Origin of the sequence: Aeromonas sp. 61P (assembly GCF_051919545.1) — a bacterium.
GTDB classification, from domain to species: Bacteria; Pseudomonadota; Gammaproteobacteria; order Enterobacterales; family Aeromonadaceae; genus Aeromonas; species Aeromonas veronii.
Genome location: NZ_JBQBEL010000001.1, coordinates 4,704,324 through 4,718,842 on the forward strand (window position 1 = coordinate 4,704,324; position 14,519 = coordinate 4,718,842).

At 59.7% G+C, this 14,519-nt stretch carries 12 protein-coding genes, 1 tRNA gene, 1 pseudogene and 1 riboswitch; of the genes and pseudogenes, 7 read left to right on the forward strand and 7 right to left on the reverse strand.

What is annotated here, in order from left to right; all coding sequences use genetic code 11:
- Positions 1-108 precede the first annotated feature (108 nt).
- From leuB to ACTG2O_RS21805, 4 genes are all read left to right on the forward strand, one after another.
- Complete coding sequence (gene leuB / locus ACTG2O_RS21790) at positions 109-1,194, forward strand: 3-isopropylmalate dehydrogenase (protein WP_019445009.1); 1,086 nt, start codon at positions 109-111, stop codon at positions 1,192-1,194.
- A gap of 33 nt (positions 1,195-1,227) precedes the next feature.
- Positions 1,228-2,625, forward strand: coding sequence for a 3-isopropylmalate dehydratase large subunit (gene leuC, locus ACTG2O_RS21795; RefSeq protein ID WP_201983859.1), 1,398 nt, complete (start codon positions 1,228-1,230; stop codon positions 2,623-2,625).
- Positions 2,626-2,637: 12 nt separating this feature from the next.
- Positions 2,638-3,237, forward strand: a complete 600-nt coding sequence (leuD, locus tag ACTG2O_RS21800) for a 3-isopropylmalate dehydratase small subunit (protein WP_042031829.1) — start codon at positions 2,638-2,640, stop codon at positions 3,235-3,237.
- A gap of 117 nt (positions 3,238-3,354) precedes the next feature.
- Positions 3,355-4,284 (forward strand): transglutaminase domain-containing protein, encoded by a 930-nt coding sequence (locus ACTG2O_RS21805; protein WP_184234613.1) that lies wholly within the window; start codon positions 3,355-3,357, stop codon positions 4,282-4,284.
- Between the two features lie 30 nt (positions 4,285-4,314).
- Here ACTG2O_RS21805 and ACTG2O_RS21810 read toward each other — a convergent pair whose 3' ends face one another.
- The gene (locus ACTG2O_RS21810; RefSeq protein WP_005339160.1) at positions 4,315-4,605 is read right to left on the reverse strand and encodes a PilZ domain-containing protein; all 291 of its coding nucleotides are present in this window, start codon (positions 4,603-4,605) and stop codon (positions 4,315-4,317) included.
- A gap of 89 nt (positions 4,606-4,694) precedes the next feature.
- Positions 4,695-4,785, forward strand: a riboswitch (TPP riboswitch).
- Between the two features lie 60 nt (positions 4,786-4,845).
- Between ACTG2O_RS21810 and thiB the strand changes: the two genes are divergently transcribed.
- The 3 genes from thiB (at position 4,846) to thiQ (ending at position 8,222) form a co-directional block, all read left to right on the forward strand.
- Positions 4,846-5,826: a thiamine ABC transporter substrate binding subunit gene (gene thiB, locus ACTG2O_RS21815; RefSeq protein WP_236284821.1), complete on the forward strand. Its 981-nt coding sequence runs from the start codon at positions 4,846-4,848 to the stop codon at positions 5,824-5,826.
- Positions 5,823-7,445 carry a thiamine/thiamine pyrophosphate ABC transporter permease gene (gene thiP / locus ACTG2O_RS21820; RefSeq protein WP_439976683.1) on the forward strand — a complete coding sequence of 541 codons (1,623 nt, stop codon included), beginning with the start codon at positions 5,823-5,825 and terminating at the stop codon, positions 7,443-7,445. The genes thiB and thiP overlap by 4 nt, the downstream gene beginning before the upstream one ends.
- Positions 7,446-7,526: 81 nt before the next feature.
- Positions 7,527-8,222: a thiamine ABC transporter ATP-binding protein gene (thiQ, locus tag ACTG2O_RS21825; RefSeq protein WP_236284817.1), complete on the forward strand. Its 696-nt coding sequence runs from the start codon at positions 7,527-7,529 to the stop codon at positions 8,220-8,222.
- Positions 8,223-8,302: 80 nt separating this feature from the next.
- On the opposite strand, the gene ACTG2O_RS21830 is transcribed toward thiQ, so the two are convergent.
- The 6 genes and pseudogenes from ACTG2O_RS21830 to ACTG2O_RS21855 form a co-directional block, all read right to left on the reverse strand.
- A complete protein-coding gene (locus tag ACTG2O_RS21830; protein ID WP_439976635.1) occupies positions 8,303-9,670 on the reverse strand; it encodes a PhoH family protein in 1,368 nt (455 codons plus the stop codon).
- Positions 9,671-9,890: 220 nt separating this feature from the next.
- Entirely contained in the window at positions 9,891-10,574 is a 684-nt protein-coding gene (locus ACTG2O_RS21835) for a TSCPD domain-containing protein (protein WP_019446911.1), read from the reverse strand.
- A 10-nt stretch (positions 10,575-10,584) separates the two neighbouring features.
- On the reverse strand, positions 10,585-12,732 hold the full coding sequence (locus ACTG2O_RS21840) for an adenosylcobalamin-dependent ribonucleoside-diphosphate reductase (RefSeq protein ID WP_439976636.1): 2,148 nt from the start codon (positions 12,730-12,732) through the stop codon (positions 10,585-10,587).
- Positions 12,733-12,946: 214 nt separating this feature from the next.
- Positions 12,947-14,109 (reverse strand): IS3 family transposase gene (locus ACTG2O_RS21845; RefSeq protein WP_439976637.1). Its coding sequence is split into 2 segments (ribosomal slippage): positions 12,947-13,854 and positions 13,854-14,109, totalling 1,164 coding nucleotides; the frame shifts between segments, so codons are not numbered across the junction.
- 67 nt (positions 14,110-14,176) lie between these two features.
- Positions 14,177-14,281: pseudogene (locus ACTG2O_RS21850) on the reverse strand (pullulanase); the annotation flags it as partial.
- A 72-nt stretch (positions 14,282-14,353) separates the two neighbouring features.
- Positions 14,354-14,430: transfer RNA gene (locus ACTG2O_RS21855), tRNA-Asp, on the reverse strand.
- Positions 14,431-14,519 lie beyond the last annotated feature (89 nt).

A 14,519-nucleotide genomic window follows, 5' to 3' on the forward strand; every position in this document is an offset into this window, starting at 1 on the left:
GCATGGAATGACAACATCAGGACGGGGAACGTCTGAACCGGCAACCGCGCGCGGCGTTGGTAAAACCGGGCAGAGGGATCTCAAAGACAATATCAGGATGGAGAGTGTATGAGCAGTTATCGGATCGCAGTATTGCCGGGTGACGGCATTGGCCCGGAAGTGATGGCCGAGGCCGTCAAGGTGCTGGAGAAGGTGCAGGCCAGGTTCGGCCTCGCCTTCGAGTATGATCACCATGACGTGGGCGGCATCGCCATCGACAACCACGGCACCCCGCTGCCGCAAAGCACGATCAAAGGTTGTGAAGCGGCCGATGCCGTGCTGTTTGGCTCGGTAGGCGGCCCGAAATGGGAACATCTGCCCCCCAACGATCAGCCGGAGCGCGGTGCCCTGCTGCCCCTGCGCGCCCACTTCAAGCTGTTCTGCAACCTGCGTCCGGCCCGTATCTACACCGGCCTCGAGCAGTTCTCGCCCCTGCGTGCCGACATCTCGGATCGCGGTTTTGACATCGCCTGCGTGCGCGAGCTGACCGGTGGCATCTACTTCGGCCAACCCAAGGGGCGCGAGGGAGAAGGGGCGAACGAGAAGGCGTTCGATACCGAGGTATACCATCGCTTCGAGATTGAGCGCATCGCCAAGATTGCCTTTGAGTCGGCTCGTGTGCGCCGTGGCAAGGTCACCTCCATCGACAAGGCCAACGTGCTCGCCTCCTCCATTCTGTGGCGCGAGGTGGTGACGCAAGTCGCCAAGTCCTATCCGGACGTAACCCTCAACCATATGTATATCGACAACGCCACCATGCAGCTCATCAAGGATCCCTCCCAGTTCGACGTGCTGCTTTGCTCCAACCTGTTCGGTGACATCCTCTCCGACGAGTGCGCCATGATCACCGGCTCCATGGGCCTGCTCCCCTCTGCCAGCCTCAACGAATCGGGTTTCGGCCTGTTCGAACCGGCCGGTGGTTCGGCCCCGGATATCGCCGGCAAGGGTATTGCGAATCCCATTGCCCAGGTCCTCTCCGCCGCCCTGATGCTGCGTTACAGCTTAGGGATGGAGGCTGCCGCCCAGGCCATCGAGCAGGCCGTGGCCCAGACCCTGGCCGAGGGTTACTTCACCGCCGACCTGCATCAGGCCAGCGCCCGCCACCCGGTGCAGAGCACGTCCGAGATGGGTAGCCAGATCGCCGCCCGGATCTGAGCCGCATAACAGAGAACAAGGAAGAGAGAAGCAATGGCCAAGACCCTCTATCAGAAAGTATTCGACGCCCACGTGGTACGGGAAGTGGAAGGGGAGACCCCCCTCATCTACATCGACCGCCATCTGGTGCATGAAGTGACCAGCCCGCAGGCATTCGACGGCCTGCGCGCCATGAATCGCCAGCTGCGCCGCCCGGACCTGACCTGGGCCACCATGGATCACAACGTCTCCACCACCACCAAGGACATCGCCGCCTCCGGCGAGATGGCCCGCATCCAGATGGAGACGTTGGCCGACAACTGCAAGGAGTTCGGGGTTCGCCTCTACGATCTCAACCACAAATATCAGGGGATCGTCCATGTGATGGGCCCCGAGCTCGGCATCACCTTGCCCGGCACCACCATCGTCTGCGGCGACTCCCACACCGCCACTCACGGCGCCTTCGGCTCGCTGGCGTTTGGCATCGGCACTTCCGAAGTGGAACATGTGATGGCGACCCAGACCCTGAAACAGGGCCGCGCCAAGACCATGCGCATTTCGGTCAACGGCAAGCTGGCCGAGGGCATCAGTGCCAAGGACGTGGTACTGGCCATTATCGGCAAGGTCGGCCACGCCGGTGGTACCGGCTACGTGGTGGAGTTCGCTGGCGATGCCATTGCGAGCCTCTCCATGGAAGGGCGGATGACGGTGTGCAACATGGCCATCGAGCTGGGCGCCAAGGCGGGTATGATCGCTCCCGACCAGACCACCATCGACTACATTCGTGGCAAGGAGTTTGCCCCCAAGGGCGAGGTACTGGAGCAGGCCATCGCCTACTGGCAGAGCCTCAAGAGCGATGAAGGTGCCCGTTTCGATGCCGAAGTAGTGCTGGATGCCGCCGATATCGCCCCGCAGGTCACCTGGGGTACCAACCCGGGCCAGGTGATTGCCGTCAATGAGCCGATTCCGGCACCGGAATCCTTCAGCGATCTGATGGAGCAGCAGTCCGCCCGCAAGGCGCTCGCCTACATGGATTTGCAGCCAGGCCAGAAGCTCTCCGACGTTGCCATCGACAAGGTATTCATCGGTTCATGCACCAACAGCCGCATCGAGGATCTGCGCGCTGCCGCCGCCATCGCTCGCGGTCGCAAGGTAGCCGCTGGCGTGCAGGCGCTGGTGGTGCCGGGTTCCGAGCAGGTGAAGGCGCAGGCCGAAGCCGAGGGTCTGGACAAGATCTTCATCGAGGCCGGTTTTGAGTGGCGCCTGCCCGGCTGCTCCATGTGTCTGGCGATGAACAACGACCGGCTGCAACCGGGAGAGCGCTGCGCCTCCACCAGCAACCGCAACTTCGAAGGGCGTCAGGGCCGCGCCGGCCGCACCCATCTGGTCAGCCCGGCCATGGCCGCCGCCGCCGCCGTCACCGGCCGCTTCGCCGACATTCGCGCACTGTAAGAGGACATTTCGATGACAGGATTCAAACAGCATAAAGGGATCGTCGTCCCCCTCGACAGCGCCAACGTCGACACCGACGCCATCATTCCCAAACAGTTTTTGCAAAAAGTAAACCGCATCGGTTTTGGCAAGCACCTGTTCCACGACTGGCGCTTTCTGGACGATGCCGGCCAGCAGCCAAACCCCGAGTTTGTACTGAACCAGCCGCAATTCGCCGGTGCCAGCATTCTGCTGGCCCGCGAGAACTTCGGCTGCGGGTCTAGTCGCGAGCACGCCCCCTGGGCGCTGGCCGACTACGGCTTCAAGACCATCATAGCCCCGAGCTTTGCCGACATTTTCTACGGCAACGCCATCAACAATGGCATGGTGCCTGTGCGCCTGAAGGAGGAAGAGGTCGACGCCCTGTTCCAGCTGGTGGCCGCCAAACCGGGCATCGAGATCGAGGTAGATCTGGAAGCGAATCAGGTACGCGCAGGTGAGCTCAGCTTCGGTTTCGAGATCGACGAGTTCCGCCGTTACTGCCTGCTCAACGGCTTGGATGCCATCGGTCTGACCCTGCAGCACGAGGCCGCCATCAGCGCCTTTGAGGCGAAGCAGCCGAGCTGGATTTAACGCGCCAGTTGCAAAAAAACGAGTAGAATCAACAGGGAGCTTCGGCTCCCTGTTTTACTGTCCGCTACGCTTCCCACTTTGGGCCACCGGAACTGGCCCGTGCCACAGGAAAGGATGATGAAGAGACCGACGGCAATCCCTCTGCTCTGTGCCCTGCTGCTTGCCCTGCCTGCGGGGGCCAGCCAAACCAGCTTCAACAACAGCCTCGGCCAGATCAGCGTCGGCTGGCAGGATAGCGAAGGTAAACCCCAACAGCTCACCTACCGGCTCGAACAGGGCAAGTTGCCGCCTCTCATCGCCTATCGCCCGGCCAGAATGCAGGAGGAGGTGTTGCAGGTGTTGCTGCGGGAGGTGCGCCAGAACTACCCCGAGGTGCAGTTCACCCTCGCCCGTCCCTCGCTGGAGCTGCATCTGAAAAGCCGCAATCAGGACAAGGCGCGCGAGGCGATGGCCTTTCTGCAGTCCAAGCGGAGCAAAGAGGAGCAGGCGTGGCTGACCAAACACTACTTCCAGTACTTCAACACCCCGGACGGGCAGCTGGCGGTGAAGCAGGACCATGTGCGCATCGCGCTGGAGAGTCGCAGCGGGCTGGCTCCGCTGGCGGATCAACTCAAGCAGCAGGGCAGCACCGAAACGGAAGCGCGCCAGAAAACCGTGGCCCATATGCTCACCTTTATCCAGAGCATCCCCTATCAGCAGCTCGATAGCCTGAATGGAAGACAGGGCAAGGGCTTTCTCCCGCCCCGTCAGGTGCTGGAGCAGAACCGGGGTGATTGCGACAGCAAGGTAACCCTGATGGCCGCCATGCTGGCCCAGCTCTTTCCCGAGCTGAAACAGGCGATGGTGTTCGTCCCCGGCCATGCCCTGCTGGCTGTTGACCTGCCCGCCAAGCCGGGGGATGTGACCCTCAACTGGCAGGGGCAGAGCTACCTGCTGCTCGAACCTACCGGTCCAGCCACCTTGCCTGCGGGCCAAATAGCATCGACCAGCAAAACGCTGGTCGATAGCAAGCAGTTGAGTGTGCAGCCGGTTCAGGAGAAAGGTTAATCCCCTCCCTCTGCCGATGGGGAGAGAGGATTAACCCTGAGGCAGAAACTCTACCGCCAGCAGCAACCCGCTCTCCTCCTCCAGCACCCGGATAATACGGGCATGGGCTTCAAAGGGGGGCAACAGGTTGTTGTTGGTGGCAAGACTGATCCGGATGGGCTGATTGATGTCGAGCTGGTGTTCAGAGACCGCAATCCCCATGCCGTTGGCACTGAGATCCCGGCAGATCCCCTCCAGCACCAGCTGCTGCTGATAGACGGTGACCGGAGCATTGATGACCATGCGCGCAAAGGCACGCCTTTCCTTGGTATTGGTAAGCACGCGAACATCCTCTGTTGGGTGGGCGTCATCTCATGGGTATTGCACAATTGTGCTGGTCTACCCAAAAGAACGTTAATACAATGCGGTTCGTTTCTCAAACGGGGTGCGGTTTACCGCTGAGATTATACCCGTGCACCTGATCCAGATAATGCTGGCGGAGGAATTTGAGGCATGGCGCTCATTTTTTGCGCCCTCACCCGCTGGCACCTCGTTATTAACAAGTAATAGGGAGTGCCACCCATGAAGACCCTGCTGCTGGTCACCACCGGCCTGCTGTCGGCCAATGTGTTCGCCGCCGACACCCTCACCGTCTACACCTATAGCTCCTTCACTGCCGAGTGGGGTCCGGGGCCCAAGATCAAACAGGCCTTCGAGAAAGTGTGCGACTGCACCCTCAATCTGGTTCCCCTCGAAGATGGGGTCGCCATTCTCAACCGGCTGCGGCTGGAGGGTAACCACAGCAAGGCCGATCTGGTGCTGGGGCTGGATGATGCACTCATCAGTGAAGCCAAGCAGAGCGGCCTGTTCGCCTCCCATCCCGCCAAGCTGGATGGCATCAAGGTGCCGGGTGGCTGGCAGGATGACACCTTTGTCCCCTACGACTACGGCTACTTCGCCTTCGTCTACGACAAGAGCAAGCTCAAGACCCCGCCCAAGAGCCTGAAAGAGCTGGTGGAGCGCCCCGATCTCAAGGTTATCTATCAGGACCCCCGTACCTCGACCCCGGGACAGGGGCTGATGCTGTGGATGAAGTCTGTCTACGGTGACAAGGCTCCTGAAGCCTGGGCCACGCTTGCCAAGAAGACCGTCACCGTCACCAAGGGGTGGTCCGAGGCCTATGGCATGTTCCTCGATGGCGAGGCGGACATGGTGCTCTCCTACACCACCTCTCCGGCCTATCACCTGATTGCCGAGAGCAAGCCCCAGTATCAGGCTGCCGCCTTCGAGGAGGGTCACTACCGTCAGGTAGAAGTGGCCGCCAAGCTGAAGAGCGCCAAACAGGGGAAGCTGGCTGACCAGTTCCTGCAATTTATGGTGAGCCCCGCCTTCCAACAGGAAATCCCGACCGGCAACTGGATGTATCCGGTTATCGACACGCAGCTGCCCAAGGGCTTCGAGCAGATGATCACCGTAGCCAAGCCACTCGCCTTCAGCAGCGATGAGGTGGCCGCCAATCGCAAAGGGTGGATCCGCGAGTGGCTACAAGCCGTCACCCAGTGAGCCGTTATCTGAAACCACAGGCTCGTCCCCTCTGGTGGTTGCCGGGCAGTGCAGCCACCCTGTTGATCCTGTTGTTGTCCCTCGGGCCGCTCGCGGCCCTGCTGTGGCAGGCCGGTTCGCTGGCCCCCCGCACCCTGCTCGCAGATCCTTATCTACGCCATGTGCTGGGCTTCAGTCTGGGGCAGGCACTGCTCTCCACCCTGCTCAGTCTCGGGCTGGCCATTCCGGTGGCCCGCGCGCTGGCGCGGCGCCGTTTCATTGGCCGAACCCTGCTGATCAAGATGTTCGGTCTCTCGCTGGTGCTGCCGGTCATCATCGCCATCTTCGGCATAGTAGCGGTACACGGCAAACAGGGGTGGCTGCCGCAACTGTTGCGCTCATTGGGGCTGGATCCCGGCAATTATCTCTACGGCCTGTTCGGCATCCTGCTGGCCCACGTCTTCTTCAACATGCCGCTAGCGGCCCGTCTGATGCTGCAGAGCATAGAGAGCATCCCCGAATCGAGCTGGCGCCTTGCCAGCCAGCTCGGCATGCGCTCATCCCACATCTTCCGGCTACTGGAGTGGCCGCTTATTCGCGGCATATTGCCGGGGCTGACCAGCCTCATCTTTATGCTCTGTTTCACCAGCTTCACTACCGTGCTGGCGCTGGGGGGCGGGCCGAAATCCACCACCCTGGAGGTGGCCGTCTATCAGGCGCTGCGCTTTGACTTCGATCTCGCCACCGCGGGCGGATTGGCGCTGGTGCAGCTGATCCTGACCGCCGCCCTGCTCGCCCTGCAGCACAAGCTGCAGAGTACCCCGGCCAGCAGAGTGACCCCCCGTCGTCCCTGCCTGCGGCCGGACCGTCATCAGCCGGGCACGGCCGTGGTGGACCTGCTCTCACTCTGCATCGGGCTCGCCATCTTTCTGCCACCGTTGCTGGCCATCGTGGTGGCAGGCCTTCACCCCGGCCTGCTGACGGCGCTCACTTCCGCCAAACTGTGGCAGGCGAGCGGCCAGTCGCTGCTGATTGCACTGGCGGCGGGCACACTGGCGACCCTGCTTGGCAGCGGCCTGCTACTCACCAGCCGTCACCTCAAGGTACGCACCCGCCAGCGGCGAGCTGCCGCCCTGTGGGAGGCCAGCGGTTCGGTAATCCTTATGATCCCGGCCGTGGTGCTCTCTACCGGTCTTTTCATCCTGTTTATGCCGTTCGCCGACGTGTTCGCCCTCGGCCCCTGGCTGGTAGTACTGGTCAACGCCCTGATGGCGCTGCCCTATGTGATGCGCCCCCTCTCCGCCCCCATGCAACTGGTGGTGCGCCAGTATGACCGGCTGGCCGACAGTCTGGGGGTACGCGGTCTGCATCGCCTGCGGCTGGTAGAGTGGCCCCTGCTGCGCCGCCCGCTGGCACTGGCGATGGCGCTGTCGATGATCCTCTCGCTCGGGGATCTCGGCGCCATCGCCATGTTTGGCAGTCAGGAGCTCACCACCCTGCCCTGGCTGCTCTATCAGCAGCTCGGCAGTTACCGGCTAACCGAGGCGGCCGCCACCGCCCTGCTGCTGCTCACGCTCTGTTTCTCCCTATTCTGGCTGGTGGAACGGGGGCTAGGAGGAAAAAATGGCGAGCATCATTGAGATACAAAAAGCCTGGCGCCACTGCGCTAGCGTTTCTGCGGCTGTTTTGGCTGGTCGAACGGACCCTTTGAGGAGGAAAACATGCTGAACATTGATACGCTTGCTACCAGCTACCCCGACTGGCGCGTCAGCTTCAGCGCGACCCTGCCCAAGGGGGAGATCACCGCGCTGATTGGCCCAAGCGGTGCAGGCAAGTCGACCCTGCTCGGGATGATCGCCGGCTTCGTGCCGGTGGAATCTGGCCGCCTCAGTTTCGATGGTGAAGATCTGCTGCAGCTGGGCCCCGCCGAGCGACCGGTCACCACCCTGTTTCAGGATCACAACCTCTTCCTCCATCTGTCGGTGTTCGACAATATCGCCATCGGTTTGCACCCGGGGCTGCGCCTGAGCGCCGCCCAGCGGTCACAGGTGATCGATGCGGCCGGGCGGGTTGGTCTTGGCGAGATGCTAAGCCGCCTACCTGAACAGCTCTCCGGTGGCCAGCAGCAGCGGGTCGGGCTGGCTCGCGCGCTGGTGCGCGGCAAACCGCTGCTGCTGCTGGATGAGCCCTTCTCTGCCCTCGATCCCGCCCTGCGCCGGGAGATGCTGGCGGAAGTGGCGAGGCTAGCCTGCGAACAGGGCATTACCGTACTGATGGTCTCCCACAATCCGGAAGATGCCCAGCTGATTGCCGATCAGGTGCTCTTTGTCGACGAGGGCCGCATCGCCCTGCAAGGCAAGCCGGATATTCTGCAAAATAGCGGCCACCCGGGGCTGCTGCGCTACCTTGGCCAATAGCCCTTGGGAGTAAAGACTGCGCCATGATCAAAAAGGGAGGCCGATTGGCCTCCCTTTGCATCTGGAAATATTCATTTAAATCAGAGGTTTTCCTCGGCGAACGAAGCCAGTCGGCTGCGCACCACACCATTGAGGAAGATGTTGGCACTGCCGTCAAAATCCTTGAAACGCTCGACGATGGTGAGACCGGAGGTCACCGGGCTCAGGTAGTTGGAGTCGATCTGTGCCAGGTTACCGGAGCAGACGATCTTGGTGCCTTCGCCGCAACGGGTGATGATGGTCTTGATCTGGGAAGCGGTCAGGTTCTGGCACTCATCCAGCAGCACGAAGGTGTTCTGGATGCTGCGCCCGCGCATGAAGTTGACCGATTTGAACTGGATATTGGCCTTCTCCATGATGTAGCTGAGCGAGCCGCTCATGTTCTCGTCCTGCTTGTGCAGCACCTCCAGGGTGTCGGTCACCGCCGCCAGCCAGGGCATCATCTTCTCCTCTTCGGTGCCGGGCAGGAAGCCGATGCTTTCGGCAATTTCCGGGGTATTCCGGGTGACGATCACCTTCTCGTAAATGCCCTTCTCAATCACCAGCTCCAGCGCAGCAGCCATTGCCAGCAAGGTCTTGCCGCAACCGGCCGGGCCGGTCAGGATCACCAGATCGATGTGCGGATCGAGCAGTGCATCCAGCGCCATCCCCTGATAGACATTCTTGGGATGAACCCCCCACGCCTTGCGGGACATCAGTCGCTCGCGGCCCAGATCCTTGATGCGGATCTTGCTGCCATCGTGGCTGAGCACCCGGGCGGCGAAGAAATTCTCCTCATCCACCAGATACTGGTTTACGTGAACTCCCTCCAGCAGGTTGGCATCAATCACATGGATGGTGTCGCGGCCGTGGGTCTCGCTCTCGCACTCGCCGACGCGCTCCCAGAAGCTGCCGGGCACCACCTGAAAGCCCTTGGCCAGCAGGCGGATATCGTCGATCAGCTGGTCGCTGCGGTAATCTTCAACGTGAGCAAGCCCAGCCCCTTTAGCTTTGAGGCGCATGTTGATGTCTTTGGTGACCAGCACCACCTGACGCTTCAACTCGTGCTTTTGCAGATAGAGGGCCGCGTTGATGATGCGGTTGTCGGCCTCCTTGTCGGTAAAGACCTCGGCATCCTGCGGCAGATGGTGATCGCTGAAGATGCAGATATTGCCGCTCGCTTCGCCAGCCAGCGGAACGCCCTGGGTGATCTGATCCGGGGTTGCATCGCGGAACACATCTTCCAGCGCACGAATGGCAACCCGCGCGTCGCGGCTGACATCCTTGTTGCGATCCTTGATGTTATCGAGCTCTTCCAGCACCGTCATGGGGATGAGCACGTCGTGCTCTTTGAAGGAGTAGATAGCGAGGGGTTCGTGAAGCAGAACGTTGGTATCCAGGATAAACAGCTTTCGGTCCGTATTGTCCATAAGCATCCTCCTTGGCACTGAAGGGCCACGTGTGTGAATCTCAGATGTCATTGAAACCACACGGCCGTGACAGTTTTATTACCCTCAACGCTACGCCCGATTTTACTATCGCGCAACAAATCACTGGGCCGTCTGATTTGATTGAGCATAAAAACAGCAATAAAAAGACCGGCACTGTGGCCGGTCTTTTTTCTATCATTCAACTACTTGGGCCTGTCTGTCAGCCGCACTTGGAGTCGCCACAGTTGAGGCAGGTCATGCAGCCATCCTTCAGCACCAGCGCCTTGGTGTGGCACTTGTAGCAGAGCGCGGCATTGGCCGGGAAACCACTGCCAGCCTGCTGCTCTTCGGCCTCCTGAGCGGCTTTCAACTCGGCCTGTTTCTCGGCCAGAAACGCCTGCTGATGCTCATCCAGTCCCGGCGCCTTGAGCATGCCGATCTCGGTGAGATGGCTCTCGATCACGTTGCCAATTTCGGCGATCAGCGACGGCACATACTTGCCCTTGTTCCAGTAGCCGCCCTTGGGATCGAATACGGAACGCAGCTCCTCCACCAGGAAGGTGACATCCCCACCCTTGCGGAATACCGCCGAGATGATGCGGGTCAGCGCCACGATCCACTGGTAGTGCTCCAGACTCTTGGAGTTGATGAAGATCTCGAACGGACGGCGGGTTTCGTGCACCGTGCCCTCGTTGAGAATGATGTCGTTGATGGTGATAAACAGCGAGTGCTCGGAGACATGCTCCGGCGTCTTCAGCTTGTAGGTGGTACCCATCAGCCGCTCCGGGCGCAGCACGGTTTCGTGCATGTGCACCACGTCATCCTGCGCAGAGAGATCTTCTTGCGGCTCATCCTTGGTACGCACCTTGTAGGCGACGATTTTCTTGTCGATCTTCTTGACCATAATGTCGTTCTCAGAATTTACCGTAATAGCCTTCTTTCAAGGCATCGTAGAGGTTGGCGGCCGTATGCAGCTCGCCATCGTATTCGATCTCTTCGTTCCCCTTGACGGAGATGACGGAGCCATCCTCCAGGGTGAAATCGTACAGGGTGTTCTCCAGATCCTTCTCCTTCACCAGCACGCCCTGGAAGGCCTCCGGATTGAAGCGGAAGGTGGTGCAGCCCTTGAGGCCGGAGTCCGAGGCATACATGTAGATGTCCTTGAACTGCTCGAACGGGAAATCGGTCGGCACGTTGGCAGTCTTGGAGATGGAGGAGTCAATCCAGCGCTGGGCCGCCGCCTGAATGTCCACATGCTGGGCCGGGCTGATGTCGTCAGCAGTAATGAAATAGTCCGGCAGACGGCTCGCCTCATCATCGGCATAGGGCATGGCGGCCGGATTCACCAGCTCGCGGTAGGCCAGCAGCTCGAAGGAGTAGACATCCACGCTCTCCTTGCTCTTCTTGCCCGGCTTGATAACGTTGCGGCTGTAGTGGTGGGCAAAGCTCGGTTCGATACCGTTGCTGGCGTTGTTGGCCAGAGACAGGGAGATAGTGCCGGTCGGCGCAATACTGCTGTGGTGAGTGAAACGCCCACCCACTTCGGCCAGCTCGGCGACCAGCGCAGGATCCACCTCGGCAACCTGCTGCATGTAACGGCTGTAGCGTGCGTGCAGCACCTTGCCCTTCACCTTGTCGCCCACCTTGATGCCATCAGCCGCCATTTCCGGGCGCAGACGCAGCATCTTGCCAGTCACTTCAAACTCCTGCTCCATGATGGGGGCAGAGCCTTTCTCCTTGGCCAGACGCAGGGACTCCTGCCAGCCGGTCATCGCCAGCTCCTGGGATACCTGCTCGGTAAAGGCGACGGACGCGGCAGAACCGTACTTGATCTGCAGCATGGTGAGGGTCGAGCCAAGCCCGAGGAAGCCCATGCCATGACGGCGCTTGGCTGTGATCTCCTCGCGCTGCTTGGCCAGCGGCAGCTGATTGATCTCCACCACGTTGTCGAGCATGCGGGTGAAGATGGCTACCACCTTGCGAAACGCCTGCCAATCGAACGCAGCGTTTTCAGTAAAAGGGTCGCGCACAAACTTGGTCAGATTGACCGAACCCAGCAGACAGGCACCGTAAGGCGGCAACGGCTGCTCACCACAGGGGTTGGTCGCGCGGATCTCTTCACAGAACCAGTTGTTGTTCATCTGGTTGACCTTGTCGATCAGGATGAAGCCGGGCTCTGCATAGTCATAGGTCGAGGTCATGATGACATTCCACAGCTTGCGGGCTGGCATGGTCTTGTAGACCTTGCAAGCGACCTGCCCCAACTCGTTGAATACAACCCCTTCCTTGTTGGGCCAGTCAGCCCAGAGCACCTGAGCGGGATCGTCCAGCGCAATGCTATCCTGCTCCACCTCTTTGGCGGTGTAGGGGAAGAGCAGCGACCAGGGTGCATCCTCTTTCACCGCCTTAACGAAATCTTCGGTGATGAGCAGAGAGAGGTTGAACTGACGCAGGCGGCCATCTTCGCGCTTGGCCTGAATAAACTCGATCACATCGGGATGGCGGATATCCATGGTGCCCATCTGGGCGCCGCGACGGCCACCGGCTGACGAGACGGTGAAACACATCTTGTCATAGATATCCATAAAGGAGAGCGGACCGGAAGTGTAGGCACCGGCACCGGAGACAAAGGCACCGCGCGGGCGCAGGGTCGAGAAGTCATAGCCGATACCGCACCCGGCTTTCAGGGTCAGACCGGCCTCGTGCACCTTGCCGAGGATATCGTCCATCGAATCTTCGATGGTACCGGAAACAGTACAGTTGATGGTCGAAGTGGCAGGCTTGTGTTCAAAAGCCCCGGCGTTGGAGGTGATCCGGCCCGCCGGAATGGCACCATTGCGCAGTGCCCACAGGAAAGACTCATACCAGGCCTCCGGTTCCAGCTCCTGCTCTGCCAACGCACGGGCTACCCGCTGGTAAGTCTCATCGATAGAGCTGTCGATGGGAGTGCCATCCTTGCTCTTGAGGCGATACTTGCTATCCCAGATCTCGAGGGACGTTTCCTGCATGGGGATAAGGCGGGAGCCAAGCTCACTCTCCAGCACCGGGTTCGATTTAGCCATTTTCAATCAACCTTATGTGAATGCATCAACATCATGACAACAGCAGAAAACACAACCAATGGTGCCATCTAAAATTAATGGCACAACATATAGTACACCTGATGCCATGAGGGCGCCGATTCTAACCTAAAAAAATGCCCCGGCCAGCAGATTTCTGGGCCAGGGCACTTAACTGATTAATTTGCTGATAGATTTAACACGCAGAGTGTAGTGGTCAACTAAACCCGGACACTTGGTTAGGCCGCTCCTCGGCTTCTGCTGGCGGCATCCCGTCATTGTGTTGATGTGGACGCCGCCAGTTGTAGTAATCCATCAGGTAGTAACTGATATCCCGCTTCGCCTCTCGCAAGCTCATATATCCCATAGCCGGGAGCCACTCTGACTTCATGCTCCTGAACAGTCGCTCCATCGGGGCGTTATCCCAGCAGTTGCTACGCCGACTCATGCTCTGGGTTATGCGATAACGCCACAGTCGTTGCCGAGATGCCCTACTACCATATTGGCTGCCCTGGTCGGAGTGAAATAGCACACAGGATGGGCAACCCCGCTGCTGATAGGCCATATCCAGTGCTTTGATGGCCAATTCTGCATCAGGTTTATCAGACATCGCCCAGCCCACGACCCGCCGGGTGTGCAGGTCAAGCACCGCTGCCAGGTAATGCCAGCGACCACCTGCCCAGACGTAGGTGATATCGCCACACCACACCTGATTGGGTTGCTGGACATCAAATTCGCGGGCCAGCAGATTGGGAATGTCCGGTCGTTCAGACCGAGCGACTTGATAGCGATGAGCGCCCGGTTGCTTGGATACCAGACCGGCTTCCTTCATCAGGTTACGTACTTTGAATCGACCAATCTGATACCCCAACTCCCGCATCATCGACATCAAGGCGCGGCTACCCGCTGAGCTCCTGCTTTCTTTGAACAACCGGCGCAACTCGCTGCGTTGCTGTATCCGCTCACGGTTAATCGTCTGCTTGCGGGCCAGATAGTCGTAAAAACAGGAGGTGGGTACATCGAAAGCGCAACAGACCAAGGTGATGGGGGCTTGCTCCCTTAATCGGTCTATCAGCGCGTACGTGTAAACTCGTCCGCCATCAAGAGAGCAGTAGCCTTTTTTAGAATGTCCTTTTCACGTTCGAGCCGGTTGATACGGGCTTCCAGCTCCTGGATTTTCTGTTGCTCCGGAGTCAGTGCTTTACTAATCGGGGTTGTGCCAGTTCGTTCGGATTGCAATTGCTGAACCCAGCGACGGAGCACGGTTTCACCAACGTCCAGTGAACGGCTGGCTTCGGGGACAGAATATCCCTGGTCGAGCACCAGGGATGCGGCTTCGAGTTTGAATTCGGCAGTAAATGAGCGACGTAATCTTGTCATTGGACACCTCAGGTCATGGTGGCGACTGTACCACCTAAAATGGTGTCCGGAATGATTAGACCACTACAGGTGAGAACTTCATGTCCTCATACTTGGAGCAGGGGTTGACCGGCACCGCCTCACCACCCAACACGGCAATACCATCACTCGGGCTCTTGTAGCCAAAGTTGGAAACATTGGGGGTCAGTGGGCAAAAACCGCCATAGCAAAAAGGCCTTCCCATCTGGGAAGGCCTTCAAATTAGTGGCGGAGCGGACGGGACTCGAACCCGCGACCCCCGGCGTGACAGGCCGGTATTCTAACCGACTGAACTACCGCTCCGCATTCGGTTAGCTTGCGCTAAATCATTTGCCGCTTCTTATGAGGTGTCATCCTCGCAGCCAGTGACGTGATTCTTCACATCACCGTTT

Coding starts and splice junctions, on each gene's coding strand:
- leuB (WP_019445009.1), top strand. CDS start 109: ATGAGCAGTTATCGGATCGCAGTATTGCCGGGTGACGGCATTGGCCCG.
- leuC (WP_201983859.1), top strand. CDS start 1,228: ATGGCCAAGACCCTCTATCAGAAAGTATTCGACGCCCACGTGGTACGG.
- leuD (WP_042031829.1), top strand. CDS start 2,638: ATGACAGGATTCAAACAGCATAAAGGGATCGTCGTCCCCCTCGACAGC.
- ACTG2O_RS21805 (WP_184234613.1), top strand. CDS start 3,355: ATGAAGAGACCGACGGCAATCCCTCTGCTCTGTGCCCTGCTGCTTGCC.
- thiB (WP_236284821.1), top strand. CDS start 4,846: ATGAAGACCCTGCTGCTGGTCACCACCGGCCTGCTGTCGGCCAATGTG.
- thiQ (WP_236284817.1), top strand. CDS start 7,527: ATGCTGAACATTGATACGCTTGCTACCAGCTACCCCGACTGGCGCGTC.
- ACTG2O_RS21830 (WP_439976635.1), bottom strand. CDS start 9,670: ATGGACAATACGGACCGAAAGCTGTTTATCCTGGATACCAACGTTCTG.
- ACTG2O_RS21835 (WP_019446911.1), bottom strand. CDS start 10,574: ATGGTCAAGAAGATCGACAAGAAAATCGTCGCCTACAAGGTGCGTACC.
- ACTG2O_RS21840 (WP_439976636.1), bottom strand. CDS start 12,732: ATGGCTAAATCGAACCCGGTGCTGGAGAGTGAGCTTGGCTCCCGCCTT.